Origin of the sequence: Microvirgula aerodenitrificans DSM 15089 (assembly GCF_000620105.1) — a bacterium.
Taxonomy (GTDB): Bacteria; Pseudomonadota; Gammaproteobacteria; order Burkholderiales; family Aquaspirillaceae; genus Microvirgula; species Microvirgula aerodenitrificans.
Genome location: NZ_JHVK01000002.1, coordinates 1 through 26,477, shown reverse-complemented (window position 1 = coordinate 26,477; position 26,477 = coordinate 1). Strand labels below are relative to the sequence as shown.

General features: G+C 64.3%; 28 protein-coding genes and 1 rRNA gene. 19 read left to right on the top strand and 10 right to left on the bottom strand.

All coding sequences use genetic code 11. The annotated features are described in order from the left end of the window. Positions 1-37 precede the first annotated feature (37 nt). The 13 genes from fliS to Q352_RS0101910 all read left to right on the top strand — a co-directional run bounded on the left by fliS (position 38) and on the right by Q352_RS0101910 (position 8,588). Complete coding sequence (gene fliS / locus Q352_RS0101970) at positions 38-481, top strand: flagellar export chaperone FliS (protein WP_146744992.1); 444 nt, start codon at positions 38-40, stop codon at positions 479-481. Next, on the top strand, positions 465-788 hold the full coding sequence (locus Q352_RS0101965; RefSeq protein WP_169735625.1) for a flagellar protein FliT: 324 nt from the start codon (positions 465-467) through the stop codon (positions 786-788). Before fliS ends, Q352_RS0101965 begins: the two co-directional genes overlap by 17 nt. 85 nt (positions 789-873) lie before the next feature. After that, positions 874-1,257, top strand: a complete 384-nt coding sequence (locus Q352_RS0101960; RefSeq protein ID WP_028497876.1) for a DUF2802 domain-containing protein — start codon at positions 874-876, stop codon at positions 1,255-1,257. Between the two features lie 178 nt (positions 1,258-1,435). Continuing rightward, positions 1,436-1,810, top strand: coding sequence for a 30S ribosomal protein S6 (gene rpsF, locus Q352_RS0101955; protein WP_028497875.1), 375 nt, complete (start codon positions 1,436-1,438; stop codon positions 1,808-1,810). Further along, positions 1,811-2,110, top strand: a complete 300-nt coding sequence (gene priB, locus Q352_RS0101950) for a primosomal replication protein N (protein ID WP_028497874.1) — start codon at positions 1,811-1,813, stop codon at positions 2,108-2,110. It abuts the gene before it with no gap. 2 nt (positions 2,111-2,112) lie between these two features. Then, positions 2,113-2,340, top strand: a complete 228-nt coding sequence (rpsR, locus tag Q352_RS0101945; RefSeq protein ID WP_028497873.1) for a 30S ribosomal protein S18 — start codon at positions 2,113-2,115, stop codon at positions 2,338-2,340. Positions 2,341-2,358: 18 nt separating this feature from the next. Further along, positions 2,359-2,811 carry a 50S ribosomal protein L9 gene (gene rplI / locus Q352_RS0101940; protein WP_028497872.1) on the top strand — a complete coding sequence of 151 codons (453 nt, stop codon included), beginning with the start codon at positions 2,359-2,361 and terminating at the stop codon, positions 2,809-2,811. Positions 2,812-2,926: 115 nt separating this feature from the next. Next, on the top strand, positions 2,927-3,934 hold the full coding sequence (mltG, locus tag Q352_RS0101935; RefSeq protein ID WP_084299754.1) for an endolytic transglycosylase MltG: 1,008 nt from the start codon (positions 2,927-2,929) through the stop codon (positions 3,932-3,934). Between the two features lie 36 nt (positions 3,935-3,970). Next, on the top strand, positions 3,971-4,594 hold the full coding sequence (gene tmk, locus Q352_RS0101930; RefSeq protein ID WP_028497870.1) for a dTMP kinase: 624 nt from the start codon (positions 3,971-3,973) through the stop codon (positions 4,592-4,594). Next, a complete protein-coding gene (holB, locus tag Q352_RS0101925) occupies positions 4,594-5,577 on the top strand; it encodes a DNA polymerase III subunit delta' (protein WP_028497869.1) in 984 nt (327 codons plus the stop codon). Before tmk ends, holB begins: the two co-directional genes overlap by 1 nt. A gap of 50 nt (positions 5,578-5,627) precedes the next feature. Further along, positions 5,628-6,404 carry a TatD family hydrolase gene (locus tag Q352_RS0101920; RefSeq protein WP_028497868.1) on the top strand — a complete coding sequence of 259 codons (777 nt, stop codon included), beginning with the start codon at positions 5,628-5,630 and terminating at the stop codon, positions 6,402-6,404. After that, a complete protein-coding gene (locus tag Q352_RS0101915) occupies positions 6,394-7,170 on the top strand; it encodes an MBL fold metallo-hydrolase (RefSeq protein ID WP_036385047.1) in 777 nt (258 codons plus the stop codon). The genes Q352_RS0101920 and Q352_RS0101915 overlap by 11 nt, the downstream gene beginning before the upstream one ends. Positions 7,171-7,277: 107 nt before the next feature. Then, positions 7,278-8,588: an Nramp family divalent metal transporter gene (locus Q352_RS0101910; RefSeq protein ID WP_112691879.1), complete on the top strand. Its 1,311-nt coding sequence runs from the start codon at positions 7,278-7,280 to the stop codon at positions 8,586-8,588. Here Q352_RS0101910 and recG read toward each other — a convergent pair. The 6 genes from recG to pdxR form a co-directional block, all read right to left on the bottom strand. Further along, a complete protein-coding gene (gene recG, locus Q352_RS0101905) occupies positions 8,585-10,612 on the bottom strand; it encodes an ATP-dependent DNA helicase RecG (RefSeq protein WP_051528618.1) in 2,028 nt (675 codons plus the stop codon). The genes Q352_RS0101910 and recG overlap by 4 nt on opposite strands. Positions 10,613-10,701: 89 nt before the next feature. Continuing rightward, on the bottom strand, positions 10,702-11,271 hold the full coding sequence (locus Q352_RS0101900) for a YceI family protein (protein WP_028497864.1): 570 nt from the start codon (positions 11,269-11,271) through the stop codon (positions 10,702-10,704). Positions 11,272-11,298: 27 nt separating this feature from the next. Continuing rightward, entirely contained in the window at positions 11,299-11,847 is a 549-nt protein-coding gene (locus Q352_RS0101895) for a YceI family protein (protein WP_028497863.1), read from the bottom strand. An 18-nt stretch (positions 11,848-11,865) separates the two neighbouring features. After that, positions 11,866-12,414, bottom strand: a complete 549-nt coding sequence (locus tag Q352_RS0101890; protein ID WP_028497862.1) for a cytochrome b — start codon at positions 12,412-12,414, stop codon at positions 11,866-11,868. Then, entirely contained in the window at positions 12,411-12,866 is a 456-nt protein-coding gene (locus tag Q352_RS0101885) for a MarR family winged helix-turn-helix transcriptional regulator (RefSeq protein WP_028497861.1), read from the bottom strand. Before Q352_RS0101885 ends, Q352_RS0101890 begins: the two co-directional genes overlap by 4 nt. Positions 12,867-12,996: 130 nt before the next feature. Then, positions 12,997-14,505, bottom strand: coding sequence for a MocR-like pyridoxine biosynthesis transcription factor PdxR (gene pdxR, locus Q352_RS0101880; protein WP_036385046.1), 1,509 nt, complete (start codon positions 14,503-14,505; stop codon positions 12,997-12,999). A 216-nt stretch (positions 14,506-14,721) separates the two neighbouring features. Between pdxR and gabP the strand changes: the two genes are divergently transcribed. Beyond that, complete coding sequence (gene gabP / locus Q352_RS0101875) at positions 14,722-16,107, top strand: GABA permease (RefSeq protein ID WP_028497859.1); 1,386 nt, start codon at positions 14,722-14,724, stop codon at positions 16,105-16,107. A 103-nt stretch (positions 16,108-16,210) separates the two neighbouring features. Here gabP and dapD read toward each other — a convergent pair whose 3' ends face one another. Further along, positions 16,211-17,032 carry a 2,3,4,5-tetrahydropyridine-2,6-dicarboxylate N-succinyltransferase gene (gene dapD / locus Q352_RS0101870; RefSeq protein ID WP_028497858.1) on the bottom strand — a complete coding sequence of 274 codons (822 nt, stop codon included), beginning with the start codon at positions 17,030-17,032 and terminating at the stop codon, positions 16,211-16,213. A gap of 42 nt (positions 17,033-17,074) precedes the next feature. Continuing rightward, a complete protein-coding gene (gene dapC, locus Q352_RS0101865; protein ID WP_028497857.1) occupies positions 17,075-18,277 on the bottom strand; it encodes a succinyldiaminopimelate transaminase in 1,203 nt (400 codons plus the stop codon). A 223-nt stretch (positions 18,278-18,500) separates the two neighbouring features. Between dapC and Q352_RS19495 the strand changes: the two genes are divergently transcribed. Then, positions 18,501-19,421: a DMT family transporter gene (locus tag Q352_RS19495; protein WP_051528617.1), complete on the top strand. Its 921-nt coding sequence runs from the start codon at positions 18,501-18,503 to the stop codon at positions 19,419-19,421. Positions 19,422-19,562: 141 nt separating this feature from the next. After that, positions 19,563-21,446 carry a methyl-accepting chemotaxis protein gene (locus Q352_RS19490; protein ID WP_051528616.1) on the top strand — a complete coding sequence of 628 codons (1,884 nt, stop codon included), beginning with the start codon at positions 19,563-19,565 and terminating at the stop codon, positions 21,444-21,446. A gap of 66 nt (positions 21,447-21,512) precedes the next feature. Here the strand turns inward: Q352_RS19490 and Q352_RS0101850 are convergent, their stop codons facing one another. Together Q352_RS0101850 and Q352_RS0101845 are read right to left on the bottom strand one after the other, a co-directional pair. Continuing rightward, positions 21,513-22,304, bottom strand: coding sequence for a ParA family protein (locus tag Q352_RS0101850; RefSeq protein ID WP_199489707.1), 792 nt, complete (start codon positions 22,302-22,304; stop codon positions 21,513-21,515). A gap of 69 nt (positions 22,305-22,373) precedes the next feature. After that, positions 22,374-22,844, bottom strand: a complete 471-nt coding sequence (locus Q352_RS0101845) for a surface-adhesin E family protein (RefSeq protein WP_036385045.1) — start codon at positions 22,842-22,844, stop codon at positions 22,374-22,376. Positions 22,845-22,951: 107 nt separating this feature from the next. On the opposite strand from Q352_RS0101845, the gene recQ reads away from it, so the two are divergent. From recQ to Q352_RS0101830, 3 genes are all read left to right on the top strand, one after another. Then, a complete protein-coding gene (gene recQ, locus Q352_RS0101840; RefSeq protein ID WP_028497854.1) occupies positions 22,952-24,778 on the top strand; it encodes a DNA helicase RecQ in 1,827 nt (608 codons plus the stop codon). Positions 24,779-24,874: 96 nt separating this feature from the next. Beyond that, the gene (gene argJ / locus Q352_RS0101835; RefSeq protein WP_028497853.1) at positions 24,875-26,092 is read left to right on the top strand and encodes a bifunctional glutamate N-acetyltransferase/amino-acid acetyltransferase ArgJ; all 1,218 of its coding nucleotides are present in this window, start codon (positions 24,875-24,877) and stop codon (positions 26,090-26,092) included. A gap of 284 nt (positions 26,093-26,376) precedes the next feature. Next, a 16S ribosomal RNA gene (locus Q352_RS0101830) occupies positions 26,377-26,477 on the top strand; the annotation flags it as partial.

The window sequence follows — 26,477 nt, the reverse complement described above, 5'->3', positions numbered from 1 at the left end:
GGTTTCCGCCGGCATTGCCGTAGCGGAAGGAAGTAACGTGTCTGTGTCGAGAAACATGCAGCAGTTCGTCAAGGCGTATCAGTCCGACGCGCTGGAAGCGAAAGTGCTGGGCGCCAATCCGGCCGAGCTGGTCGAGCTGATGTACCGGGGGGCGATCGATTCCTTGCACGAGGCGGCACTGTCCATTGCCAGTGGGGACTTCTCCCGCAAGAGCCAGCAACTGAACAAGGCGACCGACATTATCGGCAGCCTGAACATGGCGCTGAACCACCAGGCCGGTGGGCAGATTTCCAGCCAGCTGGCCTCGCTGTACGACTACTGGAAGCGGCGCCTGATGGATGCCGGCCTGAGCAATGACCAGGCTGCGCTGACCGAAGTCATCAGCCAGCTTGACGAGATTCGCGGCGCCTGGGAAATCATCGGCCGCGATGTCCGCAGCAAGGGGAGCAACGGGGGCCGCAATGGTGGCATCGCCGTCTGAGCCCACGCTGGCCGCCCGGCTGGATGCGTACTGCGGCCTGACCGCCGAGAGCCTGGCGCTGGCCGACGCCGGCGACTGGGACGCGCTGATCGACTGCATCGCCCGGCGCGACCAGATCGAGCCGGAACTGGTCGCTGCCTGGCAGCTTGCCGTGCCGGTGCCGGAAGCGTTGCGCCAGCAACTGAACGAGGCCTACCAGCAAAGCCAGCGTCTGGAGACGCTGATGCGGCTGCGCCAGGTCGAAATCGATGGACTGATGTCCAGCGGCCGTCAGCAGGTGCGCATCAACCGCGCCTATTTCAGCTGACCTGATCGCCCGTCGCGCCGGCATGGCGGGATGCGCCACCGCTGGCTAGACTGCAATGCGCAGGCATTGGGAAGAAGAGGGGATCATGGGAGCGTCACAGGTCACGCTGCCGACGTTGTGGCTGGCCCTGTCCAGCGTGACGCTGGTGGGTGTACTGGTTCTGGTCGCGCTGGTGCGCGACTGGCGGCGCCGGCTGCGCGATGCGCGCAACGAGCTGGCGCCAGTGCGGACGCAACTGGCGGAACTCGGGCTGCAGGTACGGCAGCTGTCCGCCGAGCTGCAGGCGCTGCGGCGTGCAGCGGTCGAGGACAATATGGGTCGTGGCCGGTCTGGCGGTGGCTCGCCTTACAACCAGGCGATCGAACTGGTGCGCCGGGGCGTACTGGCGGCCGAAGTCGCCAGGCAGTGCGGCCTGACCCGCGCCGAGGCCGAGCTGATCGTGTCACTGTACCGACAGGAAAACTCCTGACGGCAGCAAGCCCATATGGTGGGATCTCCCCGCAGAGGCCGGCAAACGCCGGCCTTTCGCTTTTCTGCAGCGCAATCGGGTTTGTCAACACCCCCGGTTCTCCGTATAATCCTCCCCCTTTAAACCCTTGCCTTCCCGCGAGCGCATGGCGGAAGGCTGTCATCCAAAAGGAGTCAACATGCGTCATTACGAAATCGTATTCATCGTGCATCCTGATCAAAGCGAGCAGGTGCCGGCGATGATCGAACGCTACAAGGGCATGGTTCTGGGCCAGCAAGGTCTGATCCACCGCCTGGAAGACTGGGGCCGCCGTCAACTGGCTTACCCGATCCAGAAGATCCACAAGGCTCACTATGTTCTGATGAACATCGAGTGCGGCAAGGAAGCGCTGGAAGAAATCGAACACGCGTTCAAGTTCAACGACGCCGTGCTGCGTCACCTGACCGTCAAGATGGATGAAGCCGTGACCGAACCGTCGCCGATGATGAAGGAAGAGAAGGCCAAAAACCTGCTCGCCCCGCAATCGGATGCTGGTGAAGTCGCCGCCGCCTAATTGCGAAATCAGGTAAGGATTGAGGGCGTTGCGCGCCGGGTCGAACCTGTGCGCTACACCCCGGCCGGCATTCCGGTTCTGTCGTTTGAGCTCGAACACGAATCGAAACAGCAGGCCGGTGGTTTCGAACGCGCCGTGCACTGTGTCATCAGTGCGCAGATGGTCGGAACCGAAGCCCCGCAAACGGCCCCGCAGCTTGAAGGAAACACCGTCCGCGTTGACGGTTTCCTCGCCGCGAAAAGCCTGCGCAATCCCCGCCTGGTCCTGCATGTGCAACACGTTGAATTGATAAAGGTTTAAACATGGCACGCCAACTGTTCAAGCGTCGCAAGTTCTGCCGCTTTACTGCCGAAGGCATCAAGGTCGTCGATTACAAGGCTGTTGATCTGCTGAAGGATTTTGTTGCTGAAAACGGCAAGATCATCCCGGCACGCATCACCGGTACCAAAGCCCGCTATCAGCGCCAACTGTCGACCGCCATCAAGCGCGCTCGCTTCCTGGCTCTGATGCCGTACACCGACCAGCATTAATTCGGGAGCCGCCAAATCATGCAAATCATTCTGCTGGAAAAAGTGGCCAACCTGGGTCAACTGGGTGACGTCGTCAAGGTCAAGGACGGCTACGCCCGCAACTTCCTGATCCCGCAAGGCAAGGCCAAGCGCGCGACGGAAGTCAACCTGAAGGAATTCGAAGTCCGCCGCGCCGAGCTGGAAGCGAAGCAGGCCGAGATCTTCGCCGACGCGCAAGTTCGCGCCGAGAAGCTGGCTGGTGCCGTGATCGCCATCTCGCAGAAGGCCGGCGTTGACGGTCGTCTGTTCGGTTCCGTGACCAACGCCGACATCGCTGACGCGATCAAGGCCGGCCATGGCGTCGAAGTGGTCAAGGCTGAAGTGCGTCTGCCGAACGGCCCGCTGAAGGCCATCGGTGAATACAGCGTCGAAGTGGCGCTGCATCACGACGTGCTGGTCGAAGTCCAGATCGTGGTGAGCCCGGAAGCCTGATTCCGTTCGCTCCCATTCAAGAAAGGCCGCCATCAGGCGGCTTTTTTTCGTTTTTGCTACGCGGTGCACCCGGTGCGCCGTTATCATCTGACGATTTTTCCGCGCCTTCTCCCCCATGCCCAAGAAACCTTCTGCGTCCCGCCACCGCCTGCGTGCGTTCGTGTTGCTGGCGCTCGTTGCCGTTGCCGTGCTGGCCTGCCTGATCGTCGCGCCGTACCGGCCGGCGCAGTTGCCGGTTACGGTCGAAGTCGCGCCGAACCAGTCGCTGTCCACCGTCGCGGCATCGCTGGACCGTGCCGGCGCCGTGCGCTCCGGCACGCTGTTCCTGCTGCTGGCCAAGGTCAGCGGCGCAGCTAGTGAAATCAAGGCTGGCGACTACCGGATGATCAAGCCGCTGTCGATGCTCGACTGGCTGGCCAAACTGCGCAAGGGCGAGAAGAGCGAGTACGTGGTGACGATTCCCGAAGGTTTCACCTTCGGCCAGTTCCGCGCCATGCTGCAGCAGCATCCGGCCCTGCGCCATGACACCGCCGGCTGGTCGGAAAAACGCATCCTGCAGAAGCTGGGCGCGGACGGCAGCCACGCCGAAGGGCTGTTCTTCCCCGACACCTATTATTTCCTGAAGGGGGCCAGCGACCTGGACGTGCTGAAGCGCGCCTATGACAAGATGCAGTCCGAACTGGAACGCAGCTGGCAGATCCGCGCCGGTGACCTGCCATACCAGTCACCGTACGAGATGCTGATCCTGGCCAGCCTGGTCGAGAAAGAGACCGGCCATGTCGAGGACCGGCCGCAGATTGCCGGCGTGTTCATCAACCGGTTGCGCATCGGCATGCGCCTGCAGACCGACCCGGCCGTCATGTACGGTGTCAGCCCGGACTTTCGCGGGCCGCTGAACCGGCGGCAACTGCGTGCCGACACCCCCTACAATACCTATACCCGTGCCGGCCTGCCGCCGACGCCGATCGCCCTGCCGGGCCGGGCGGCCCTGGAAGCGGCGGCCAACCCGGGGGCGACCAAGGCGCTGTACTTCGTCGCCCGTGGCGACGGCTCGTCGCATTTCTCCGAAACGCTGGACGAGCACAACAGCGCCGTGCATGAATACATTCTCGGCAAGAAATAGCATTGGGCGCGTGGCCGCGCCCGGAACGGAATCGCAGTGACTGGACTCTTTCTGACTCTTGAAGGCATCGACGGTGCCGGCAAATCCACCCACGTCGACTTTATCCGCGACTGGCTGACCGCGCGCGGCATCGACGTCGTCGTCACCCGCGAGCCGGGCGGGACGCCGCTGGGTGAAGCCTTGCGCACGCTGCTGCTGGACGTGAAGTCGGACATCTCGCTCGATACCGAAACGCTGCTGATGTTTGCCGCCCGCCAGGCGCATGTCGATGGCGTGATCCGTCCGGCGCTGGCTGCCGGTCGCTGGGTGCTGTCCGACCGCTTTACCGACGCGACGTTCGCCTATCAGGGCGGTGGCCGGGGCGTACCGTTCGAGCGGATCGCTGAACTGGAGCGCTGGGTGCAGCGTGACCTGAAGGTGGACCGGACCTTCCTGTTCGACATTTCGCCCGACGTGGCGCGGGCACGAATGTCGGCCACGCGGACACTGGACCGGTTCGAGCGCGAGCGCGAGGCATTCCACCAGCGGGTGCGCAATGCCTACCTGAGCCGGGCCGAGGCCGATATCGAACGGATACGCGTGCTGGATGCCGAACTGCCGGTGGCAACCCTGCAGGCCGAACTGGCCCGCGACCTTGGCCGCCTGCTGGAGCGACGCTGATGCTGCTGCCGTGGCAACAAGCCGACTGGGCACGACTTGCCCAGCAGTTCGACCGCCTGCCCGGTGCCCTGCTGCTGACCGGCGCGCAGGGCATCGGCAAGGATCGCTTCGCCCGTTTTGTCGCCCAGTCGCTGCTGTGTGAGGCACCGGCAGCCGACCACGCCGCGTGCGGGCAGTGCGAGGCCTGCCGCTGGTTCTTGGCCGGCAACCACCCCGATTACCGCCTGCTGGCTCCGGACGACGAACGCGATGACGACAAGCCGACGCGCAAGCTGCTGCTGATCAAGGTCGAAGCCGTGCGTGACATCATCGAGTTCGCGCAATTGTCGGCCCACCGTGGCGGCCGGCGCGTGGTGCTGGTCGAGCCGGCCGAAACCCTGAACCTGGCCTCGGCCAACGCACTGCTGAAAATCCTCGAAGAACCGCCGGAAGGCGTGCACTTCGTGCTGGTGGCGCACCGTCCGCACCGCCTGCTGCCGACCATACTCAGCCGCTGCCGCGCTTTCCCGCTGACCCCGCCGGCGGCCGACGTGGCGCTGGCATGGCTGGAAACGGCCGGCGTCGACAACCCGGAGATCGAGCTGGCCCGGGCCGGCGGTGCGCCATTCGCGCTGACCGACGGGGCGCGGGTACCGCTGCGGGAGAAATTTGCCGCCGTACTGGCCCATCCCGATGCCCAGGCCATCCTGACCTTGTCCGGCGAGCTGGACCGCGCCAAACTGGCACTGGCCGAGCCGCTGGACTGGCTGCGCAAATGGCTGCACGACCTGCTGGCCGCCGGCACCGCGTCGCCGGTCCGCTATTATCCGGACCATGCGGCGGCCATCGAGCGCCTGTCGCACCGTGCGCCTGCCGTGCGCTTTGCCCGCTTCGACCACGAGATCGTGGCGCTGGCACCGTACGGGCAGCACACGCTGAACGTGCGCCTGCAGGTGGAAAAGCTGCTGTTCGATTATCAGCAACTGTTTGCCGGCACGCGCTGACCCTCCCTGAAACCGAATATCACGCGGCCAATGGCGCCGCGCAGGCCATCATGCTGATCGATTCGCACTGCCACATCAATTTTCCCGACCTCGCCAGCCGCATCGACGAGGTCAAGGCCAATATGCTCGCCAACGGCATCGACCGGGCGCTGGTGATCTCCGTCAATGTCCCCGATTACCCGGCAGTCCGGGCACTGGCGCTGGAGCACGACATGTTCTGGGCCACGGTCGGCGTCCATCCCGATGTCGAGGATGGGCCGGACATGGACGAGGACTTTCTGGTCGCCGAGGCCGCGCACCCGAAAATCATCGGTATCGGCGAGACCGGCCTCGACTACCATTGGTGCAAGGGCGATCTCGAATGGCAGCGTGAACGCTTCCGGCGACATATCCGTGCCGCCACCCGTGCCCGGGTGCCGCTGGTGATTCATACCCGCGAGTCGGCCGAGGATACCGTCCGCGTGATGCGCGAAGCCCACGCCGACCAGCCGGGCGGCGTCATGCACTGCTTTACCGAAAACTGGGAGATCGGCCGTCAGGCGCTGGACCTCGGCTTTTACCTGTCGTTCTCCGGCATCGTCACTTTCAAGAATGCGCAGCAGGTGAAGGACGTCGCGCAGAAATGCCCGCTCGACCGGCTGCTGGTGGAAACCGACTCGCCGTATCTGGCGCCGGTGCCGTATCGCGGCAAGCAGAACGAACCGGCCTATGTGCGCCACGTGGCCGAGCACATTGCCGAGCTGCGGGGCATGACGCTGGCAGCGCTGGCCGAGGCGACCACGGAGAACTTCTACCGCCTGTTTGCAAAGGCACGGCATGCACATTGATGTCACCGTTCTTGGCTGCGGATCGAGCTCGGGCACGCCGGCGATCGGCTGCCATTGCGCCACCTGCAGCTCGACAGACCCGCGCAATCACCGCACCCGCGCCAGCTCGCTGCTGCAGGTGGGCGGCAAGACGCTGCTGATCGATACCGGGCCGGACCTGCGCCAGCAGGCGCTGCGCGAAGGCATCAGCAATGTCGATGCCGTGCTGTACACCCACCCGCATGCCGACCACCTGAACGGCATCGACGACCTGCGCGCCTTCTGCTACGTCCGGCAGGGGCCGATCCCGCTGTACGGGAATGCGTTCATGATGCGCAATATCGAAGAGCGCTTCGGCTACTGCCTGCTGCCGCCGGGCGCGTTCTGGGACAAGCCGGTGCTGGTGCCGAATACGGTCGAGGCCGGCGTGCCGGTCGTGATTGCCGGCATCGAGGTCACGCCGGTACCACTGATTCATGGCCGCTGGCCGATCCTCGGCTGGCGCGTCGGCCGCTTCGCCTATCTGACCGATGTGTCGACCATTCCCGACGACAGCTACGGCCTGCTGGACGGACTGGACCTGCTGTTGCTGGACTGCCTGAAAATGGCGCCGTATCCGAGTCACTTCGGTTTCCACCAGGCGCTGGAAGCCGCTGCACGCATCGGCGCACGGCGTACGGTGCTGATCCACATGACCCACGAACTGGAATACCACGCAACCAATGCGCTGTGCCCGCCGGGGGTGGAACTTGCTTATGACGGGATGCGATTGCGGGCAGCGGCGTAGCCGTTAGCGATTGCGTCGCCCAATCGTCGGGATGACAAAATTCCATTGTAAACATCAAATGAGAATGATTATTATGAACTGATCGCCTTACTGTTGCAGGAGCCATCATGTCCAGCCTGTCCGCCGAAATGACCGCCGCCAAAATGGCGGATCCCCCGAAACCGGGCCGTCGTCCACGACGCTGGTTCGGCTTTGTCGGCGCCGGCTGCCTGGTTGCGGTGGGTTATACCGATCCGGGCAACTGGGCGACCGCCATCGCTGGCGGGGCGCGCTACGGCTATACGCTGCTCAGCGTGGTGCTGCTGTCGAGCGTGATGGCGCTGTTCCTGCAGTGGATTGCCGCCCGGGTCGGGCTGGTCAGCGGCCAGGATCTGGCCCAGCTGTGCCGTGCCCGCTACGGTCGGCGCACATCGCTGGCGCTGTGGCTGCTGTGCGAGGTGGCGATCGTTGCGACCGATCTGGCCGAGATCATCGGCAGCGCGGTCGCACTGCAATTGCTGTTCGGCGTGTCGCTGCCGGTCGGGGTGCTGCTGGCCAGTGCACTGGCGTTCGCGATGCTCGCCATCCAGCTGATCGGCCAGCGCAGCCTGGAAAGCGTCGTCGCCGCGATGATCCTGTTCGCCGGCGGCTGCTTCATCGCCCAGCTGGCGATGGCCAATCCGGACTGGCATGCGGCGTCGCAGGGGCTGGTGCCGCGCAGTGAAATCATCGCCAATGCCGGCCTGCTGTGGATTGCCTGCGGCATCCTCGGCGCGACGGTGATGCCGCACAATCTGTATCTGCACTCGAACCTGCTGCGCACGCGCGGCCAGGCCATGGCCTCGCGCACGGTCGAGCACATGAAGCAGGCGCTGCGGGCCACGCACTGGGATACCTCGCTGTCGCTGGCTTTCGCGTTCTGCCTGAATGCGTCGCTGCTGATTCTTGCCGCCGCCGTCTTCCACCATCACGGCTATGCCGACGTCGAGTCGCTGGGCGACGCTCACCGGCTGCTGTCGCCCCTGCTCGGCAACCACTGGGCCGGCCTGCTGTTTGCCGGCGCGCTGCTCGCCTGCGGCCTGAGTTCGACCATTACCGCGACGCTGGCCGGGCAGGCGGTGATGGAAGGTTTCCTGAACCTGCGCATCAAGCCTTGGCAGCGGGCACTGCTGACCCGCAGCCTGGCCATCATCCCGGCAATGGCGGTGGCCATTCTCGGCGGCGACAGCGAGACGACGTCGCTGCTGGTACTGAGTCAGGTCATCCTCAGCCTGCAACTGCCGTTTGCCGTGATCCCGCTGGTCCGCTTTGCCTCCAGTGCCGGACTGATGGGGCAGTGGCGGCTGAGCGGGCCATTGCAGTGGCTGGCGTGGCTGATTGCCGGCGTGATCGTTACGCTGAACATGGTGCTGCTGTGGCAGGTATTCAGCGGCGCCTAGGCCTTGAGGAACTGCTCGCGCCCTGACAGCCAGCGTGCCAGGTGGCGCTCGGCGTATTCGGGGTAGTCCGACAGCAAGCGGGGCGCCCAGTCCTTGGCCGCTTCCAGCAGCGCATCGTCCTGCTCCGGATCGGCAAAGCGCAGCAGCGGCGCACCGGACTGGCGGGCGCCGAGAAACTCGCCGGGGCCGCGGATCAGCAGGTCCTGGCGGGAAATCTCGAAACCGTCGGTGTGCTGGTAGATCACTTTCAGCCGCGCCTTGGCCAGTTCGGACAACGGCTCCTCGAACAGCAGCACGCAGCGGCTGGCATGCGCGCCGCGGCCGACGCGGCCGCGCAACTGGTGCAACTGGGCCAGTCCCATGCGCTCGGCGTGTTCGATGACCATCAGCGTGGCATTGGGGACGTCGACACCCACCTCGATCACCGTGGTCGCCACCAGCAACTGGACCTCGTTGGCCTGGAAGGCCGCCATCATCGCGGCCTTGTCGTCCGCCTTCATCCGTCCGTGCACCAGGCCGACCCGCAGCTCGGGCAGGGTCTGCTGCAGGGCCTCGAAGGTCGCGACTGCATTCTGCAGTTCCAGCGTCTCCGATTCCTCGATCAGCGGGCAGACCCAGTACGCCTGTCGGCCCTGGGCGATCTCGGCGCGGATGGCGCCGACCACCTCGCCCCGGCGCGCGGTCGAAATCAGCTTGGTGGTGATCGGCGTACGGCCGGGCGGCAGTTCGTCGATGACCGACACGTCGAGGTCGGCGTAATAGCTCATGGCCAGCGTGCGCGGGATCGGCGTCGCCGACATGGTCAGCTGGTGCGGTGCGGCGCCCTTGTCGGTCAGCGCCAGCCGCTGGCCGACACCGAAACGATGCTGCTCGTCGATGATGGCCAGACCGAGGCGCTCGAAGGCGACATCGTCCTGGAACAGCGCATGGGTGCCGACCGCCAGCCGGGTGACGCCGGCGGCGATATCGGCGATGGCGGCCTGCTTGTGCGACTTTTTCAGACTGCCGGTCAGCCAGGTGACGTGTACGCCCAGCGGTTCCAGCCAGGCGGCCAGCTTCAGATGATGCTGCTCGGCCAGAATTTCGGTCGGTGCCATCAGGGTGGCCTGGTAACCGGCCTCGATCGCGGTCAGTGCCGCCAGCGCGGCGACCACGGTCTTGCCGCTGCCGACATCGCCCTGCAGCAGCCGGTGCATCGGATGGGATTCGGCCAGATCATGGCTGATCTCGGCCATGACCCGTGCCTGGGCCCGGGTCAGCGAGAACGGCAGCTGCGCCAGAAAGGCGCGGGTCAGCGTGCCGGTGCCGGTCAGTACCGGCGCGTTGTGCGCGCGGCGGGCGCGGTAGGCGAGCCGCATCGACAGTTGCTGGGCCAGCAGCTCGTCGAACTTGAGTCGCTGCCATGCCGGCAGTGCGCCGTCGGACAGCTGGGCGACCGACAGCGAGGGCGGCGGGCGGTGCAGGGTCATGATCGCGTCGCGAAACGGCAGCAGGTGCAGGCTGTCGCGCAGCGCGTCCGGCAGCGTGTCGGCCAGAATCAGGTCATCGAGCGACTGACTGACCAGCCGGCGCAGCATCGGCTGGGTAATGCCCTGCAGTGCCGGATAGACCGGGGTCAGGTGGTCGGCCAGCGGCGTGCCGTCGACCACTTCGCGCACCTTCGGGTGCACGAGCTCGTCGCCGTGAAAGCCGTGGCGGATTTCGCCAAGCGCGCGGATGCGTGCGCCCTTGCTCAGTTGCTTGATGTGGTTCGGATAGAAATGCAGGAAGCGCAACTGCAGCTGGCCGGTGTCGTCTTCCAGCGTGGCGATCAGTTGCTTGCGCGGTTTCCACTGTACCTGTGCATCGGTGATGGTGCCCTCGACCACGACCGGCGTGCCGGCGCGGGCATCGCGGATCTGCGTCAGGTGAGTTTCGTCCTCATAGCGCAGCGGCAGGTGCAGCACGAGGTCGAAGCGGCTGTGGATGCCAAGCTTGGCCAGCTTCTTCAGCGTGGTGGGGGGAGCGGAAATCGGGGCAGTCATGCTGCGATGGTAGCAAAACGCACTGCTGTCGTGACTGCCGCGACCGCAGGCCCGGCGCGCGGTGGCGCGCCGGGCCTGCGGATCAGCGCTTACTGGGCGTCGATGGCTTCGATGGAAACCACCAGCTTGACGTCGTCGCTGATGGCCGGCACATAGGTATTCATGCCGAATTCGCTGCGCTTGATGACCGTTTCGGCATCGGCGCCATAGGTGTCCTTGCCGATCATCGGGTGCTTGCCATGATGGAAGCGGGTCACTTTCAGCGTCACTGGCTTGGTCACGCCGAGCAGGGTCAGGTTGCCCTTGACCGCCGTCAGCTTGTCACCGCTGAACTGCAGGCTGGTCGACTTGAAGGTAATGGACGGGAATTTCTCGGCATTGAAGAAATCCGGGCCCTTCAGGTGTTCGTCGCGCTTGGCGTTCAGCGTCTGCAGCGAGCTGCTGTCGATGGTGATGTCCACTTCACCCTTCCTGGTCTTGGCATCGAGCACGACCTTGCCGTCAGTCTTGGCGAAGGTGCCGCGCTGGGTCGAGAAGCCCATGTGGCTGACTTCATACGTGGCATAGGTGTGGGTCGGGTCGATGGCGTAGGTGACCGGGGCGGCGAAGGCCGAGGCGGCCAGTGCGCTCAGGGCGGAAGCGATCAGCAGTTTTTTCATGTGGTTTTCTCCTGGGATGAACGGGTTTTACTTGGGCAGGGCGACGCGGAACTTGATCTGGACGTCATTGGCCACCGTGTCGGTGTCGCGCCAGGATCCTTCGCCGATATTGAAATCGAGCCGGCGGATGGTCAGCGCGCCGTCGGCAATGCGCAGCGGGCCTTCCTCGCGCAGCGTCAGCGGCGCCGACGCGTCGCGGGTGATGCCCTTGATGGTCAGCTTGCCGTCAGCCTGGTAGCGGCCACCACCCAGCGACTTGATCTGGGTGGAGACGAAGCGAGCGGTCGGGAAGCCGGCGGCGTTGAACCATTCCTTCTTGCGGGCTTCGCCGGTCGCTTCCTTGCTTGGCAGATGCAGGCTGTTGATGTCGAGCGTCAGGTCGACATGGCCGGCCTCTGGTCTGGCCGGGTCGAAAGTGATATCGCCCTTGAAGGCGCTGAACTGGCCTTCGACCGGCACATTGAACTGCTTGAACACAAAGCCGATGCGGCTCTTGTTGCTGACCGGGGCTTGCGCCTGGGTCAGCGGGGCGACCAGCGCGGCGGCGACGACAAGCGGTAACAGGGTACGGCGCATGGGGTTCTCCAGAGAGGGTCAGCGGGGACGACGACAGGCCGGCAGCATGCGCGACAGGATGTCGTCCTGATCGATCAGGTGATGCTTCAGGGCGGCGGCGACATGGGCGACCAGCAGCGCGATCAGGCCATAGCTGAGTGCGGAATGGACATCGGCCAGGGTGTCGCCCAGCGCTTCGTCCGGTGCCACCAGGTCCGGCAGCAGGAACAGGCCGAGATAGACCACCGGGAAGCCCTTGGCGGCACTCATCGCCCAGCCCGACAGCGGGATGGCAAACATCAGTACATACAGCAGCAGGTGCATCGCATGCGCGGCGCCGGTCTGCCAGGCCGGCAGCGTGGCCGGCAGTGCCGGCGGCCGGGCGTACATCCGCCACAGCAGGCGCACGGCAGCCAGGCCGAGCACGGTGATGCCGACCCATTTGTGCCAGTTGATCAGCTTGATCTTCAGCGGCGACAGCGACATTTCGCCCATCGACAGGCCGACGCCGATCGCGGCGAGTATCAGCAGCGCCATCAGCCAGTGCAGGGCAATGGACAGGCCGTGGTAGCGGGGGGACGTATTCATGATGCGGTTTTCCGTGCGGTATCGAGGCCGGTGCGCAGGCGGGCCAGCATGTGCTGGATCTGCTCGAGCTCCGTCTCGCTGAAGGTGTCGAACAGCTTTTGCATATGGTCGAGATGAGCCGGGAACACCCGGGCAAACAGCGCTTCGCCTTCCGTTGTCAGCGCAATGAACACGCTGCGGCGGTCCTCGTCCGGTATGCGACGGCTGACCAGCCCCTTGTCGATCAGCCGGTCGACCACGCCGGTCAGCGTGCCCTTGGTGATCAGGGTTTTCTCGCTCAGCAGCTTGCAGCTCATGCCGCTGGTGTTGCCGAGCGTGGCAATGACGTCGAATTGCGGCGGCGTCAGTCCCAGTTCGCGGATATGGTTGCCGGACAGCTGCTCGAACACCTGGTAGGTGCGGGCGAGCTCGCGAATCACGGGGAGGAAACGGTGTGCAGGTGTGGCGGTCATGCGTGGACTTCCAGTGGCACTCGGGAGTGCATGGCGGGAATTTAGTTCGTGTTAGGACTAAATGCAAGAGAAATGACGGAACAGGTGTCAACCGACTATGCCCATTCCATCTTAGTGAAGTCTGAGCGATTCAGCCCGGCGCATCGGCAATGCAGCCTGCCAGCGTGGCGAAATGGCGACTGATCTCGTCCTCGTCGACATGGGAATAGCCGAGCAGCAGGCCGGAGGCGCTGCTGGCCGGCGCGCGGTAATAGCGGCTCAGTGCCCGGGTGATGATGCCGTGTCCGAGCGCATCCCGGGCGATGGCCCGATCGTCCCGGCCGGGCAGGCCGAGCACCAGATGCAGGCCGGCCGATCCGTCATGGATCGGCAGCGAATCGCCAAAGCCGGTTGCGATGGCCGACAGCAGCGCCTCGCGCCGTGCCGCATACAGATTGCGCATGCGGCGGATATGCGACACGAAATGGCCGTCGACGATAAAGTCGGCCAGTACCGCCTGGGTCAGCGACTGACCGCCGCGATAGACCTCGGACAGGCCAACGCGGAAAGCATCGACCAGCGGGGCCGGCACCACCATGTATGACAGCCGAAGTCCCGGGAACATCACCTTCGAGAAGGTGCCAAGGTACAGCACCCGCCCGTCGGTATCGAGGCCCTGCAGCGAGGGCAGCGGCGGGCGGCCATAGCGGAACTCGCTGTCGTAGTCGTCCTCGACGATCCAGGCGCCATGATGGCTGGCGTAGGCCAGCAACTGGCGCCGGCGCGCCAGACTCATGACCGAGCCGAGCGGGTACTGGTGGGACGGGGACACGAAGACCAGACGCGGCCGGCCCTCGCCGCGGTCGACATCCAGCCCCTCGTCGTCGACCGGCACCGGCACGGTCTCGATACCGTTGGCGCGCCAGACGCTGTGCACGCCCCAGTAACCGGGGTCCTCGACCCAGGCGCGGGCGCCGGGATCACACAGCATCAGGCCGATCAGCTGCAAGGCGGTATGGGTACCGCTGGTAATGACGATCTGCTCCGGATCGCAGAGAACGCCGCGTGATGAGCGCAGATAGTCGGCCAGTGCGGCGCGCAGCGGTGGATAACCCAGGCCGACGCCATAACTGAGCAGGTCCGGTGGCGGCCGGCGCCAGTGCCGGTTCTGCAGCCGCATCCAGGTCCGGGCCGGGAACGCCCGCACTTCCGGTACCCCCGGCATGAAGGCGCCCCACTGGCGCTCGCCGGCGCCGGCCCGGGCCATCAGTGCCGCGCCGCGCTGCGACACGCCGGACGCATGACGGGAGGCGGGGACCGGTGCGGTTTCCCGCGTCGCGGCCGGGTGCGGAATGCGGTCGGGCCGGGTATCCGACACGAAGGTGCCGCGGCCGACGCCCGCGCTGACATAGCCTTCGGCGGCCAGTCGCTCGTAAACATGGATCACGGTATTGCGGGCAATGCCCAGTTCGGCCGCCAGCTGTCGCGATGACGGCAGGCGCAGGCCGTGCGGCAATTCCTCACCGAGAATGGCGTCGCGCAGCAGGCGATAAAGTTGCTGATTGTCCGACTCGGTGCTGCCCGGCAGGAAGCGAAGCTGGATCAGGTCGACCAGCATCGACGGGCTGCGCGTGCTGGCGGGCTTGGGGCGTTTGGTCATGGTGACAAGGACTTGCTGCCGGATTGGCTCCAGCAAAAAAACAGGATTGGCTCTCATTCTACAGCCAATTGCTGCTTAAACTGAGCTTAAGTGCAATTAGTTCATTTGCATAAAAAAGCAAGAAAAAAGTAAAGCCGCGCGTCGACGAGTCGCCGCGGACCATACAAAGCGCGCCCCGCCGCAGGGTGGCGGCGCAGAGAAAGAGGAAAATCCGCCATGTCCACTTCCGCCGGGCTGAGCCACGGGCTCAAGCCGCGTCACGTCACCATGTTGTCCATTGCCGGCGTGATTGGCGCCGGTCTGTTCGTCGGCTCCGGTCACGCCATCGCCGAAGCCGGTCCCGCCGTCATCCTCGCCTATGCCTTCGCCGGGCTGCTGGTCGTGCTGGTCATGCGCATGCTCGGGGAAATGGCGGTGGCCGATCCCGATACCGGCTCGTTCTCCACCTATGCCGACCGCGCCATCGGCCACTGGGCCGGCTATATCATCGGCTGGCTGTACTGGTGGTTCTGGGTGCTGGTCATTCCGCTCGAGGCCAATGCCGCCGCCACCATCCTGCATGCGTGGTTCGAAGGTGTGCCGATGTGGTCGTTCGCCCTGGCCATCACCTTCCTGCTGACCCTGACCAATCTGTTCAGCGTCAAGAATTACGGCGAGTTCGAGTTCTGGTTTGCCCTGATCAAGGTGATTGCCATCGTCGCCTTCCTGGCGCTCGGCGCGGCCGCCATCTTCGGCTTCATTCCCGGCAGCGGCGTCAGCGGCGTGTCGCGGCTGTTCGACAGCGGCGGTTTCATGCCCAACGGCTTCGGCGCGGTGATCGGCGCCATGCTGACCAGCATGTTCACCTTCCTCGGTACCGAAATCGTCACCATTGCCGCCGCCGAGTCGAAAGACCCGGAAAAGCAGATCGTCCGCGCTACCCGCTCGGTCATCTGGCGGATCAGCCTGTTCTACTTCGGTTCGATCTTCATCGTCATCGCGCTGGTGGCCTGGAACGATCCGCAACTGCCGCTGGTCGGCTCCTACCAGCGCACGCTGGAACTGGTCGGCATCCCGAACGCCAAGGCCATCGTCGACGTCATCGTGCTGGTGTCGGTCGCCAGTTGCCTGAACTCGGCGCTGTATACCGCATCGCGCATGCTGTACTCGCTGTCGGTGCGTCGTGACGCGTTCACCATTTTCAAGCGCACCGCCGCCAACGGCACGCCGCAGATGGCCGTGATCGGCTCGATGGTGGTCGGCTTTGGCGCCGTGATCGCCAACTACCTGGTACCGGAAGAAGTGTTCGCCTTCCTGCTGGCGACCTCGGGCGCGATTGCGCTGCTGGTCTACCTGGTCATTGCCGTGTCGCAACTGCGGATGCGCAAGCAACTGCTGGCGCGCGGCAAGCCGCTGACGCTGCGCATGTGGTGCTATCCGTGGCTGACCTGGGGCGTGATCCTGTTCATCTGCGGTGTGCTGGTGATGATGCTGATTCGTCCGGAGCACCGGATCGAGGTATTCGGCACCGCGCTGCTGACCATGGTGGTGATGGCGATCGGCTGGTTCCGCTCGCGGGTGCTGGGCACACCGTGGATGGGGGCGGTGGCGCCGGCGCACTGACGCCCCGTAGCGTGGCGGTCGCTCCACCTGGCCGCGTTCACACAAAAAATGCCGCCCCCCTGATCAGGGGGGCGGCATTGTCATATTGCTGTCGCGGCCGGGCTCAGATCCCGCGCAGCAGCTCGTTGATGCTGGTCTTGGCACGGGTCTTGGCATCGACCTTCTTCACGATCACGGCGCAGTACAGGCTGTACTTGCCATCGGCCGACGGCAGGTTGCCCGACACCACCACCGAGCCGGCCGGCACGCGGCCATAGCTGACTTCGCCGGTTTCGCGATCATAGATCTTGGTGCTCTGGCCGATATACACCCCCATCGAGATGACCGAACCTTCTTCGACGATCACGCCCTCGACGATTTCCGAGCGGGCGCCGATAAAGCAGTTGTCGCCGATGATGGTCGGATTGGCCTGCAGCGGTTCGAGTACGCCGCCGATGCCGACACCGCCGGACAGGTGGACGTTCTTGCCGATCTGCGCGCAGCTGCCGACCGTGGCCCAGGTATCAACCATGGTGCCTTCGTCGACATAGGCGCCGATATTCACATAGCTTGGCATCAGCACGGTATTGCGGGCGATGAACGAGCCCTTGCGCGCGACCGCACCCGGTACCACGCGGAAACCGGCAGCCTGGAAGCGTGCCGCATCCCAGTCGGCAAACTTGGTATCGACCTTGTCGAAGAAGCGGTTCACGCCATCGTCGGACACGGCGTTGTCGCGGATGCGGAACGACAGCAGCACCGCCTTCTTCAGCCATTGATGGGTGATCCACTCGCCGTCGAGCTTCTCTGCCACGCGCAGCGTGCCGGCATCCAGTTCGGCGATGACCGCGTCGACGGCGGCTTTCACTTCGGCGGTGACGGTGGCGGGAGAGATGTCGGCGCGGCGTTCAAACGCTTCTTCGATCAGGGCTTGATTCGGATTCATGGGGCAGGCCTTTTCAATCGGATGGCAAAAGGGGTCGAAAATTCAATTAGTGGCAGTATGCACGCAATCGACGATGCGCCACGCCGCCTCGACGCAGGCATCGAGCGGCGCGACCAGCGCAATGCGGACATAGCCGGCACCGGGATTGATGCCGTGCGCGTGGCGGGCCAGGAACGAGCCCGGCAGCACAGTGACGTGGTAGCGCGCATACAGCTCGCGGGCGAAAGCCGTGTCGCTGCCACCGGGCACTTTTGCCCACAGGTAGAAACCGGCATCGGGCCGGCGCGTGTCGAGCACGCGACTGATGATCGGCGTGACGGCAGTGAACTTCTCCGCATAGCGCGCGCGGTTGTCGTCGACATGGGCTTCGTCGTTCCAGGCCGCGCGGCTGGCCAGTTGCACTGCCGGGCTCATGGCGCTGCCGTGGTAGGTGCGGTACAGCAGGAAACCCTTGAGGATGGCGCTGTCGCCGGCGACGAAGCCGGAGCGCAGCCCGGGGGCGTTCGAGCGCTTGGACAGACTGGTAAACATGACCAGCCGGCGGAAGTCGGTACGGCCCAGCCGGCTTGCGGCTTCCAGCCCGCCCAGCGGCGGCTGGCCGGCATGGATTTCCGAGTAGCACTCGTCGGAAGCGATGACAAAACCGTAGCGGTCGGACAGGGCAAACAGCTTGCGCCAGCCGTCCAGTCCCATCACGCCGCCGGTCGGGTTGCCCGGGCTGCAGGCGAAGACCAGCTGGGTCCGGGCCCAGACCTCGGCCGGGATGCTGTCCCAGTCCGGGACGAAGCCGGTGGCGGCCGTGCAGTTCACATAGCAGGGCTCGGCACCGGCCAGCAGCGCCGCGCCTTCATAGATCTGGTAGAACGGGTTCGGCGAAATCACCACCGGCCGCTGGCCGTCGGCGCGCGGTGCAATGACCGCCTGCGCAAACGAGAACAGCGCCTCGCGGCTGCCAAGCACCGGCAGCACCTGGCTGGCCGGATCGGGGCGGGCAATGCCGTAGCGGCGAACCAGCCAGTCGGCACAGGCTTCGCGCAGCGGCAGGCCGCCAAGCGTCGGCGGATACTCACCCAGACACTCGAGCGCCGCGGCCAGTGTCTCTTTGATGACCGCCGGTGTCGGGTGCTTGGGTTCGCCTATCGACAGGTTGATGGCAGAATATTCCGTATTCGGGCTCAGTTCGCCGAACAGGTCGCGCAACTTCTGGAACGGGTAAGGTTCAAGGCGCTCTAGGTGAGGATTCATCGCGGCGGATTCATTTTGTGCGACTGCAAAACACTGGATACTAAAAGCCCGCCCTGCCATCCGCCAAGCAGAAAATCCTCAGGCCGTCCGTAAATCACACCATGCCGAACGGAAGCACGCAGCGGGGTCTCCCCACCACAACGGGGAGCGATGCCGCGCCCGGCCGTTTCCCGTCTCCGTCGGACCTGCACCGATCCCCCAAAAACCGCTGGTGCCCACCGTCATGCGCAGTCTGAAAATCCTCCCCATCCTCTGTACCCTGACCACCGCGCTGGTGTGGGGGCTGCTGTGGTATCCGTTCCGTTTTCTGACCGAGCAGGGCATCTCGGCGTCGATGACATCGATGCTGGTCTACCTGCTGTGCGCCACGGTCGGCATTGCGCTGTTCTGGCGCGACTTCAAGCGCTATTTCCGCCCCGAGTTCCGCCTGCTGGTCCTGATGGTGATCTTCGGCTGGACCAATCTTGGCTACACCTGGGCCGTGACCGAAGGCCAGGTGATGCGGGTCATGCTGCTGTTCTACCTGTCACCGTTGTGGACTGCCTTCCTGTCCTGGCTGATCCTGAAGGAAACGCTGACCCGTGCCGGGCTGGCGGTGATCGGCCTGTCGCTGCTCGGCTGCGCGATCACCCTGTACCGGCCGGGCCTGTGGAGTGGCTCGGCGATGCTGTCGGAGCGCTATGAATGGTTTGCGCTGACCGCCGGCTTCGCCTACTCGCTCGGCACCGTACTGTCGCGGCGCGCACAATCGCTGGCGCTGCCGGTCAAGTCGGCCTGCATCTGGCTCGGTGTGGCCGGCTTTGCCGCCGTCACGCTGACCCTGTCCGGCCGCATGGGGGAAATCCGCCTGCTGACGCCGGTCATCGGCGTGGAAATCGTGCTGATCGCCGCCTGCCTGCTGGCGACCAGCATCGTGTCCCAGCATGGCGTCAGCCTGCTGCCGGCGAACCAGGTCATGACCCTGATGCTGACCGAACTGGTGTTCGCCGCCGTGTCGGCCTACCTGCTCGCGTCCGAGCGCATGAGCCTGCAGGAATGGATCGGGGGCGGGCTGATCATTGCCGCCAGCCTGCTGTCCGGGAAAATGCATGCCGGACCGGAAAAAGTGCGGTTAAAGCCGGAACCGCCATTGCCAACGCGCTGACGGAAAACGAATAACCCCATACAAAATATGGATTTATTCGTTATGAACATAACAAGCTCCTCCCGACGATATGAATCACTAAATGGCTGAGAGGATCTGACATAATCCCGATCCCAATCGAATTTGCGTCGCATCAGGATCATGAAATCCATCAAGACAAAGCTGATCGTGCTGGTGGCGGTTGCCATCGTTGTCGCGACGGTCAGCGTCACGCTGGTCGCCTTCTTCAAACTGCGCGGCGATCTGCGTACCGGGCTGGAACAGCAGGTAGAGCTGGTGGCAGTCAGCCAGCGTCACTTCGTCGAGGAATGGATCGACGTGCGCAAGCAGGTGGTCGAAGCCGGCCTGCGCCACGCTACCTCGCCGGATGTGTCCTCGTCGCTGCAGTCGCTGGCGGCCGCAGGGGGCTTTACCCAGATGTTCGTCGGGGACGGAGCCAGCAAGGACATGGTCTACTCCATTCCGGGCAAGCAGAAGCCAAGCCCCGACTACGATCCGGCCAGCCGTGAGTGGTTCAAGCGCGCCCGTGCCGGCAACGACACCATCGTGACCTCGCCGTACAAGCCGGCCAGTGCCGACATCAAGGAACTGGTGGTCAGCATCGCGCACCGGGTCGACGGCAGTGAAAAAGTGGTGGCCGGCGATATCGTCATCGGCCAGCTGGTCAAATCGGTCCGTGCCGTGGCGCTGCCGGGCGACGGCTTTGCCTTCCTGATGACGCGCGAGGGCAAGCTGATTGCCTATCCGCACGAAGGCATGGAACTGAAAGACGTCGCCGAAGTGGCCGAAGGGCTGGACGCGGCGCGGATCCAGTCCCTGCTGGCCGAGCCGGGTCTGACCGACATGACGGTCGAACGCGTGCCATCGCTGGTCAGACTGGTCGATGTGCCCGGGACCGACTGGGTGCTGGGCATGGTGATGGACCGCAGCGTGCTGACCGGACCGCTGCTCAAACTGGTCGGTGCCATGGTCGGCGCCACGCTGCTGGTGCTGCTGCTGTGCACCGGTTTCGTGACCGGCTATCTGCAGCGCCTGCTGCGTGGCCTGATCCAGGTCCGCGACGCGATGCGCGAAATTGCTGCCGGCGAGGGTGACCTGACTCGTCAGATCGACGTGCCGGGCGAAGACGAAGTGGCCGAGACCGCACAGGCATTCAACCAGTTCATCCAGCGTCTGAACGGCATGTTCCGCGAACTGCGCGACGATGCGGTGCAACTGGCCGGCGGCGTGGTATCGCTGGGCGGCGCATTCGACAAGATGGCGGGGGATTCGCGCGCGCTGGCCGATATATCCAGCGCCAACGCCGCAACCATCGAACAGGTGTCGGTCAGCATCTCGCAGATTGCCGACGCCGCGCGCGATACCGACGCGATGGTGCATGAAACCGGTGACGCGTCGCATGAAGGGGCACTGCATATCGAGCGCATCGCCACGGATATGGACAAGACCTCGTCGGCGGTCGATGACCTGTCGACCCTGCTGTCGTCGCTGGAACAGCGCTCGCAGCAGATCAGCCAGATCACCAATGTGATCAGCGACATCGCCGACCAGACCAATCTGCTGGCACTGAACGCTGCCATCGAGGCGGCGCGTGCCGGCGAGCAGGGACGCGGTTTCGCCGTGGTGGCGGACGAAGTGCGCAAGCTGGCCGAGCGCACCGGCAAGGCGACCATCGAGATCAGCGCCATGATCGGCAGCATCATGAGCGAGACCACGCGCGCGACCGGCAATATGCAGGTCACCAGCGGGGCGGTCAGCCAGAGTGTGGCGCTGACCCGAGAAGCCAGCGACCGCATCGGCCGCATCAGCGACACCATGCGCGAGGTCGAGAGCAAGATTGAATCGATCGCGCTGTCGACCGGTGAACAGCACAAGGCCGCACTGGCCATGGCGCAGAGCACCGAGAGCATCAATCTGCGCATCGTCGACAGCGATCAGGCGCTGCAATCGGCCAAGGGGACGCTCGATACGCTGACCGGGCTGGCCGGCAGCATGCAGCAGGCGTTCAGCCGCTTCCGCCTGTAAAAGGCACTCCGGAACAAAAAACGGGAGCCGTCAGGCTCCCGTTTTTCTTTCCGGCCGTGCGTACCGTCAGCGAACTGCCGGTGCCGCAGCCAATTGCTGATACAGCGACGTAAATGCCTGGGTCAGCTTGTGACGCGGATCGAAATGGATCAGCGGCCGTGCCGCCTCGTGTGATTCGCGTACCCGGATCGAATGCTGCAAGCGGACATCCAGCACCGGCAGGCCCTCGGCAAGCAACTCGTCGACCATGCGGCCGGGCAGGGTGGCGCGCGGCTGGAACTGGTTGACGATAATGCCTTCCACCGTCAGCCCCGGATTGTGGTCGCCACGGATTTCATCGACATTGGCGAGCAACTGGTACAGCGCCTGACGTGCGAACGCATCGCAGTCGAACGGAATCAGGCAGCGGTCGGCAGCGATCAGCGCCGAGCGGGTAAAGAAGTTCAGCGCCGGCGGCGTGTCGATCCAGACCTCGTCGAAATCAGCCGCCAGCTCGACCAGCAGGTCGCGCAGCTTGTACATCTTGTAGCGGGATTCGAGCTTGCCGGCGAGTTCGCCCAGCTCCGGATGCGACGCCATCAGCGTCAGGCCCGGATACGGCGTGGCATGCAGGAAGTCGCGCGTCTCTTTCGAGAACAGGCTGAAGTTCAGTTGCTGGTCAAACCAGTCGAACAGCGTCGGTGAGACGGTATCGGCCCCGGTGCCGAGCAGGTAGTGAGTCAGATTGCCTTGCGGATCGAGGTCGATGACCAGTACCCGGCGTCCGGCATGTGCCGCGACCGCGGCAAGATTGGCGGCGATGGTCGATTTGCCGACGCCGCCCTTCTGATTGAAAACGACTCGCTTGATGGCCGCCATACCGCGTCCTCCGTTGAACCTGCATGAAAAACGCCCGGGGCGGACCGGGCGCGTTGACAGTAGTCGGCGTTATTTCCTGCCGCAGACGAACTGCATTTGCTGATAGCTCGCCGAATTGGGAATGATCGCCGCCGGTTTGATCTGTTTGTCATTGTACGAATAGCTGGCGATCTGGCGACCCCCGTCGTCATACAGGCGCATGGCCACCAGCCGGTAGGTCTGCGACTGGCAGTCGATCTGCCAGGTATTGATCGAACGCTTGTGCAGCGGCGTGTCGCCGAGGTTTTCCTTCTTCGGATTGAACAGCGTCTTGCGGTCGCGGAATGTGACCAGCGAACCGCGACGCTGGATCGACAGCGTGTCGATCTCGTTCATCACATTGCCGTTCGGCGTCACGCCGAGGTTTTTCCATTCGGCGTCCTGCACCGCCGTGGACGTGCCGGACTTGCCCGGCGACGAGGTGCTGCCGGACTGGGTGGCGCAGCCGGTGGCCAGCAGGCTGAGGAGGGACGCGACAATAAGCGGGCGGATAGCAGTCATGACTGAGTCGATGAAAAGGACAGAATGGTTGCAAGTTTGGCACAGCGACGGCCCCAGTGCATCGACCGGCACGGCAAAGGTGCGCGCTTTTGCTTACAATCCGGTCGGTGAACACGCCCCAGACCACTCTTTCCCACGCCAGCCAGATCCTGCGCGACGTATTTGGTTACCCGGATTTCCGCGGCCCGCAGGCCGACATCGTCTGCCACGTTGCCGAAGGACAGCATGCGCTGGTGCTGATGCCGACCGGTGGCGGCAAGTCCCTGTGCTTCCAGATTCCCGCGCTGATGCGCAGCGGACTGGCCGTCATCATCAGTCCGCTGATCGCACTGATGCAGGACCAGGTTTCCACACTGACCGAACTTGGCGTCGCCGCGGCCTTCCTCAATTCGACCCAGGACGCCGAGCAGGCACGCACCGTGGCGCGCGCCGCGCGTGCCGGCACGCTGAAACTGCTGTACGTCGCACCGGAACGCTTGCTCAGCCCGCGCTTTCTCGACTGGATCGCGTCGATGGAAATCGGCCTGTTCGCCATTGACGAAGCGCATTGCGTCAGCCAGTGGGGACACGACTTCCGTCCGGAATACCGGGAACTCGGCGTACTGGCCGATCGCTTCCCGAACGTGCCGCGCGTTGCCCTGACCGCCACCGCCGACCCGGATACCCGCGAGGAGATCCGCCATTACCTGCGGCTGGAACAGGCGCGGGTCTTCCTGTCCAGCTTCGACCGGCCGAACCTGACCTATCACGTCATCGAAAAGCACCAGGCCAAGCAGCAGTTGCTGCGCTTTATCCAGCAGGAGCATGCCGGGCAGAGCGGCATCGTCTACTGCCTGTCGCGCAAGCGGGTGGAAGATACCGCCGCCTTCCTGCGCGAAAACGGCATCGACGCCATGCCGTATCACGCCGGCTTCGATGCACGCACCCGCGAACAGCACCAGACCCGCTTTATCCGCGAGGACAATGTGGTGATGGTCGCAACCATCGCCTTCGGCATGGGCATCGACAAGCCCGATGTCCGTTTCGTCGCCCATCTCGACCTGCCGAAAAGCCCGGAAGGTTTCTATCAGGAGTCCGGGCGCGCCGGCCGTGACGGACTGCCGGCGACCAGCTGGCTGTGCTACGGACTGAGCGATATGGTCCAGCTGCAGCAGATGATCTTCGATGGCGACGTCGACGAAACCCGCCGCAGCGTCGAACTCGGCAAGCTGGATGCGATGCTGGCCTACTGCGAAACCGCCAGTTGCCGCCGCCAGTTGCTGCTGGCCCACTTCGGCGAGCAGATCGAGCCGTGCGGCAAGTGCGACAACTGCCTGCATCCGCCTGTGACCCAGGACATGACCACCCAGGTGCAGAAGCTGCTGTCGTGCATCTATCGCGTCAGCCAGCGCGCAGCGGCCAACCATGTGATCGAGATCCTGCTCGGGCGCGAAACGGCGAACGTGATGAGCCGTGGCCACCAGCACCTGTCGACCTATGGCGTCGGCAAGGAACTGTCGCAACGCGGCTGGCGCTCGCTGGTGCGCCAGCTGGTGGCACAGGGTTATCTGCAGGTCGACGTGATGAACTACCAGGCGCTGCGCCTGACCGACAAGTGCCGGCCGGTGCTGAAAGGCCAGGAACAGGTGTGGCTGCGCCCGCTGCGGGAAGACAAGAAGACCCCGCGCAGCGGCAGTCAGGACGCCGAACGCTGGTTGCGTACCGAACGCGAAGAACGGCTGTGGCAGGGACTGCGCAGCTGGCGCAAGCGAATGGCCGACGAACACAACGTCCCGGCCTACGCGGTGTTCTCCGATCGCACCCTGCGCGAGCTGGTCGAGCAACGGCCGCAAAGCGAAGATGGCCTGCGCCAGGTCTATGGCGTTGGCGGCAGCAAGCTGGCGCGCTATGGCGACGACCTGCTGACGGTGATCGCCGAGTTTTCCGACCAGTAGTCCCCGGCGGGCTGTATGACGAAACAACGCTGGCCGCATGACCGATAAACGCTACAATGGGTCGCTTTTCTGTAAGTCAGACCTTTTGGAGCCATCATGCCCGTCAATCTGCAGCAACCAGACCGTTCCCGGCTTTTCCCTGTTCCCGGCGTGACCCTTGCGGTCGCGGAGGCCGGTGTCAAACAGGCAAAGCGACGAGACGTGCTGGTGCTGGAGCTGGCGCCGGCATGCCGGGTGGCCGGGGTTTTCACCCGCAACCGCTTCTGTGCCGCGCCGGTGATTCTGTCCAGAGCGCACCTGGCCAGTGGCCAGCCGATCCGGGCGCTGGTCGTGAATACCGGCAATGCCAATGCCGGGACCGGTGAGGACGGCCGCCAGCGTGCCCGTGCCATCTGCGCGGCGCTGGCCGAGGAACTGGGTGTCAATGTCGAACAGGTCCTGCCGTTCTCCACTGGCGTCATCCTGGAACCGCTGCCGGCCGACCGCATCATCGCCGCCCTGCCGACACGACAGCATGCCGACTGGCTGGATGCCGCCGAGGCGATCATGACTACCGACATCATGCCGAAGGCGACCTCGCGTCAGGTCATGGTCAACGGCAAGACCGTGACCGTGACCGGCATTGCCAAGGGCGCCGGCATGATTCATCCGAACATGGCCACCATGCTGGGCTTTATCGCCACCGACGCGGATATCGGACAACAGGCATTGCAGCAGATGGTGCGCGATGTTGCCGACCAGTCGTTCAACTGTGTCACCGTCGATGGTGACACCTCGACCAATGACAGCTTCCTGCTGATCGCCAGCGGACAGGCCGGCAATGCGACTATTGATGCGGACTCTGCAGCCGGCTACGCCGAACTGCATGATGCAGTCCGTGACGTGGCCATCGAACTGGCCCAGGCCATCGCCCGTGATGGCGAAGGCGCGACCAAGTTCATGACCGTTACCGTCGAAGGCGGTCACGACCGGGCCGAATGCAAGCAGGTCGCTTATGCCATTGCCCGCTCACCATTGGTCAAGACTGCCTTCTTCGCCTCCGACCCGAACCTGGGCCGGCTGCTGGCGGCCATTGGCTACGCCGGCATCGACGACCTCGATGTGGACCGGCTGGACCTGTATCTGGACGACGTCCTGGTCGCGACCGGCGGCGGGCGCAATCCGGCCTACAGGGAAGAAGACGGCCAGCGGGTGATGAACCAGCCGGAAATCACCGTCCGGGTGAAACTGAACCGCGGCGAGGCGTCGGCGACGGTGTGGACTTGCGACTTTTCCTATGACTACGTGCGCATCAACGCCGACTACCGCAGTTGAGGCTGAAACAAAGCCTTTTTCTCTCAACGACTTGCCGAATCGGTGACAAAAAAGCGGAAAACGGGTGTTGACGGAAGAGAGGGGCGGACGTATAGTTCGCTTCCTCGCTGCACGACGCAGCGCCGAACGAAGCAGCAAGTAGCTGATTCAGTTCGGAAAAACGCTCTTTAACAAAACAGACAACCGATAAGTGTAGGCGCTTGCTGAAAAGCAAGGCTTACACAGTCAAGGAAGAACTTTCAGAAGTTCTTTTGAGAATTGCGTCAGCCAGTTTTGCAAAGATTGAACTGAAGAGTTTGATCCTGGCTCAGATTGAACGCTGGCGGCATGCTTTACACATGCAAGTCGAACGGTAACAGGGGAGCTTGCTCCCGCTGACGAGTGG

Excerpts from the sequence above, each read along its gene's own strand:
- Q352_RS0101960 (WP_028497876.1), top strand. The coding sequence starts at position 874 with ATGGGAGCGTCACAGGTCACGCTGCCGACGTTGTGGCTGGCCCTGTCC.
- rpsF (WP_028497875.1), top strand. The coding sequence starts at position 1,436 with ATGCGTCATTACGAAATCGTATTCATCGTGCATCCTGATCAAAGCGAG.
- rpsR (WP_028497873.1), top strand. The coding sequence starts at position 2,113 with ATGGCACGCCAACTGTTCAAGCGTCGCAAGTTCTGCCGCTTTACTGCC.
- rplI (WP_028497872.1), top strand. The coding sequence starts at position 2,359 with ATGCAAATCATTCTGCTGGAAAAAGTGGCCAACCTGGGTCAACTGGGT.
- mltG (WP_084299754.1), top strand. The coding sequence starts at position 2,927 with ATGCCCAAGAAACCTTCTGCGTCCCGCCACCGCCTGCGTGCGTTCGTG.
- holB (WP_028497869.1), top strand. The coding sequence starts at position 4,594 with ATGCTGCTGCCGTGGCAACAAGCCGACTGGGCACGACTTGCCCAGCAG.
- Q352_RS0101920 (WP_028497868.1), top strand. The coding sequence starts at position 5,628 with ATGCTGATCGATTCGCACTGCCACATCAATTTTCCCGACCTCGCCAGC.
- Q352_RS0101915 (WP_036385047.1), top strand. The coding sequence starts at position 6,394 with ATGCACATTGATGTCACCGTTCTTGGCTGCGGATCGAGCTCGGGCACG.
- Q352_RS0101910 (WP_112691879.1), top strand. The coding sequence starts at position 7,278 with ATGTCCAGCCTGTCCGCCGAAATGACCGCCGCCAAAATGGCGGATCCC.
- recG (WP_051528618.1), bottom strand. The coding sequence starts at position 10,612 with ATGACTGCCCCGATTTCCGCTCCCCCCACCACGCTGAAGAAGCTGGCC.
- Q352_RS0101900 (WP_028497864.1), bottom strand. The coding sequence starts at position 11,271 with ATGAAAAAACTGCTGATCGCTTCCGCCCTGAGCGCACTGGCCGCCTCG.
- Q352_RS0101895 (WP_028497863.1), bottom strand. The coding sequence starts at position 11,847 with ATGCGCCGTACCCTGTTACCGCTTGTCGTCGCCGCCGCGCTGGTCGCC.
- Q352_RS0101890 (WP_028497862.1), bottom strand. The coding sequence starts at position 12,414 with ATGAATACGTCCCCCCGCTACCACGGCCTGTCCATTGCCCTGCACTGG.
- Q352_RS0101885 (WP_028497861.1), bottom strand. The coding sequence starts at position 12,866 with ATGACCGCCACACCTGCACACCGTTTCCTCCCCGTGATTCGCGAGCTC.
- pdxR (WP_036385046.1), bottom strand. The coding sequence starts at position 14,505 with ATGACCAAACGCCCCAAGCCCGCCAGCACGCGCAGCCCGTCGATGCTG.
- gabP (WP_028497859.1), top strand. The coding sequence starts at position 14,722 with ATGTCCACTTCCGCCGGGCTGAGCCACGGGCTCAAGCCGCGTCACGTC.
- dapD (WP_028497858.1), bottom strand. The coding sequence starts at position 17,032 with ATGAATCCGAATCAAGCCCTGATCGAAGAAGCGTTTGAACGCCGCGCC.
- dapC (WP_028497857.1), bottom strand. The coding sequence starts at position 18,277 with ATGAATCCTCACCTAGAGCGCCTTGAACCTTACCCGTTCCAGAAGTTG.
- Q352_RS19495 (WP_051528617.1), top strand. The coding sequence starts at position 18,501 with ATGCGCAGTCTGAAAATCCTCCCCATCCTCTGTACCCTGACCACCGCG.
- Q352_RS19490 (WP_051528616.1), top strand. The coding sequence starts at position 19,563 with ATGAAATCCATCAAGACAAAGCTGATCGTGCTGGTGGCGGTTGCCATC.
- Q352_RS0101850 (WP_199489707.1), bottom strand. The coding sequence starts at position 22,304 with ATGGCGGCCATCAAGCGAGTCGTTTTCAATCAGAAGGGCGGCGTCGGC.
- Q352_RS0101845 (WP_036385045.1), bottom strand. The coding sequence starts at position 22,844 with ATGACTGCTATCCGCCCGCTTATTGTCGCGTCCCTCCTCAGCCTGCTG.
- argJ (WP_028497853.1), top strand. The coding sequence starts at position 24,875 with ATGCCCGTCAATCTGCAGCAACCAGACCGTTCCCGGCTTTTCCCTGTT.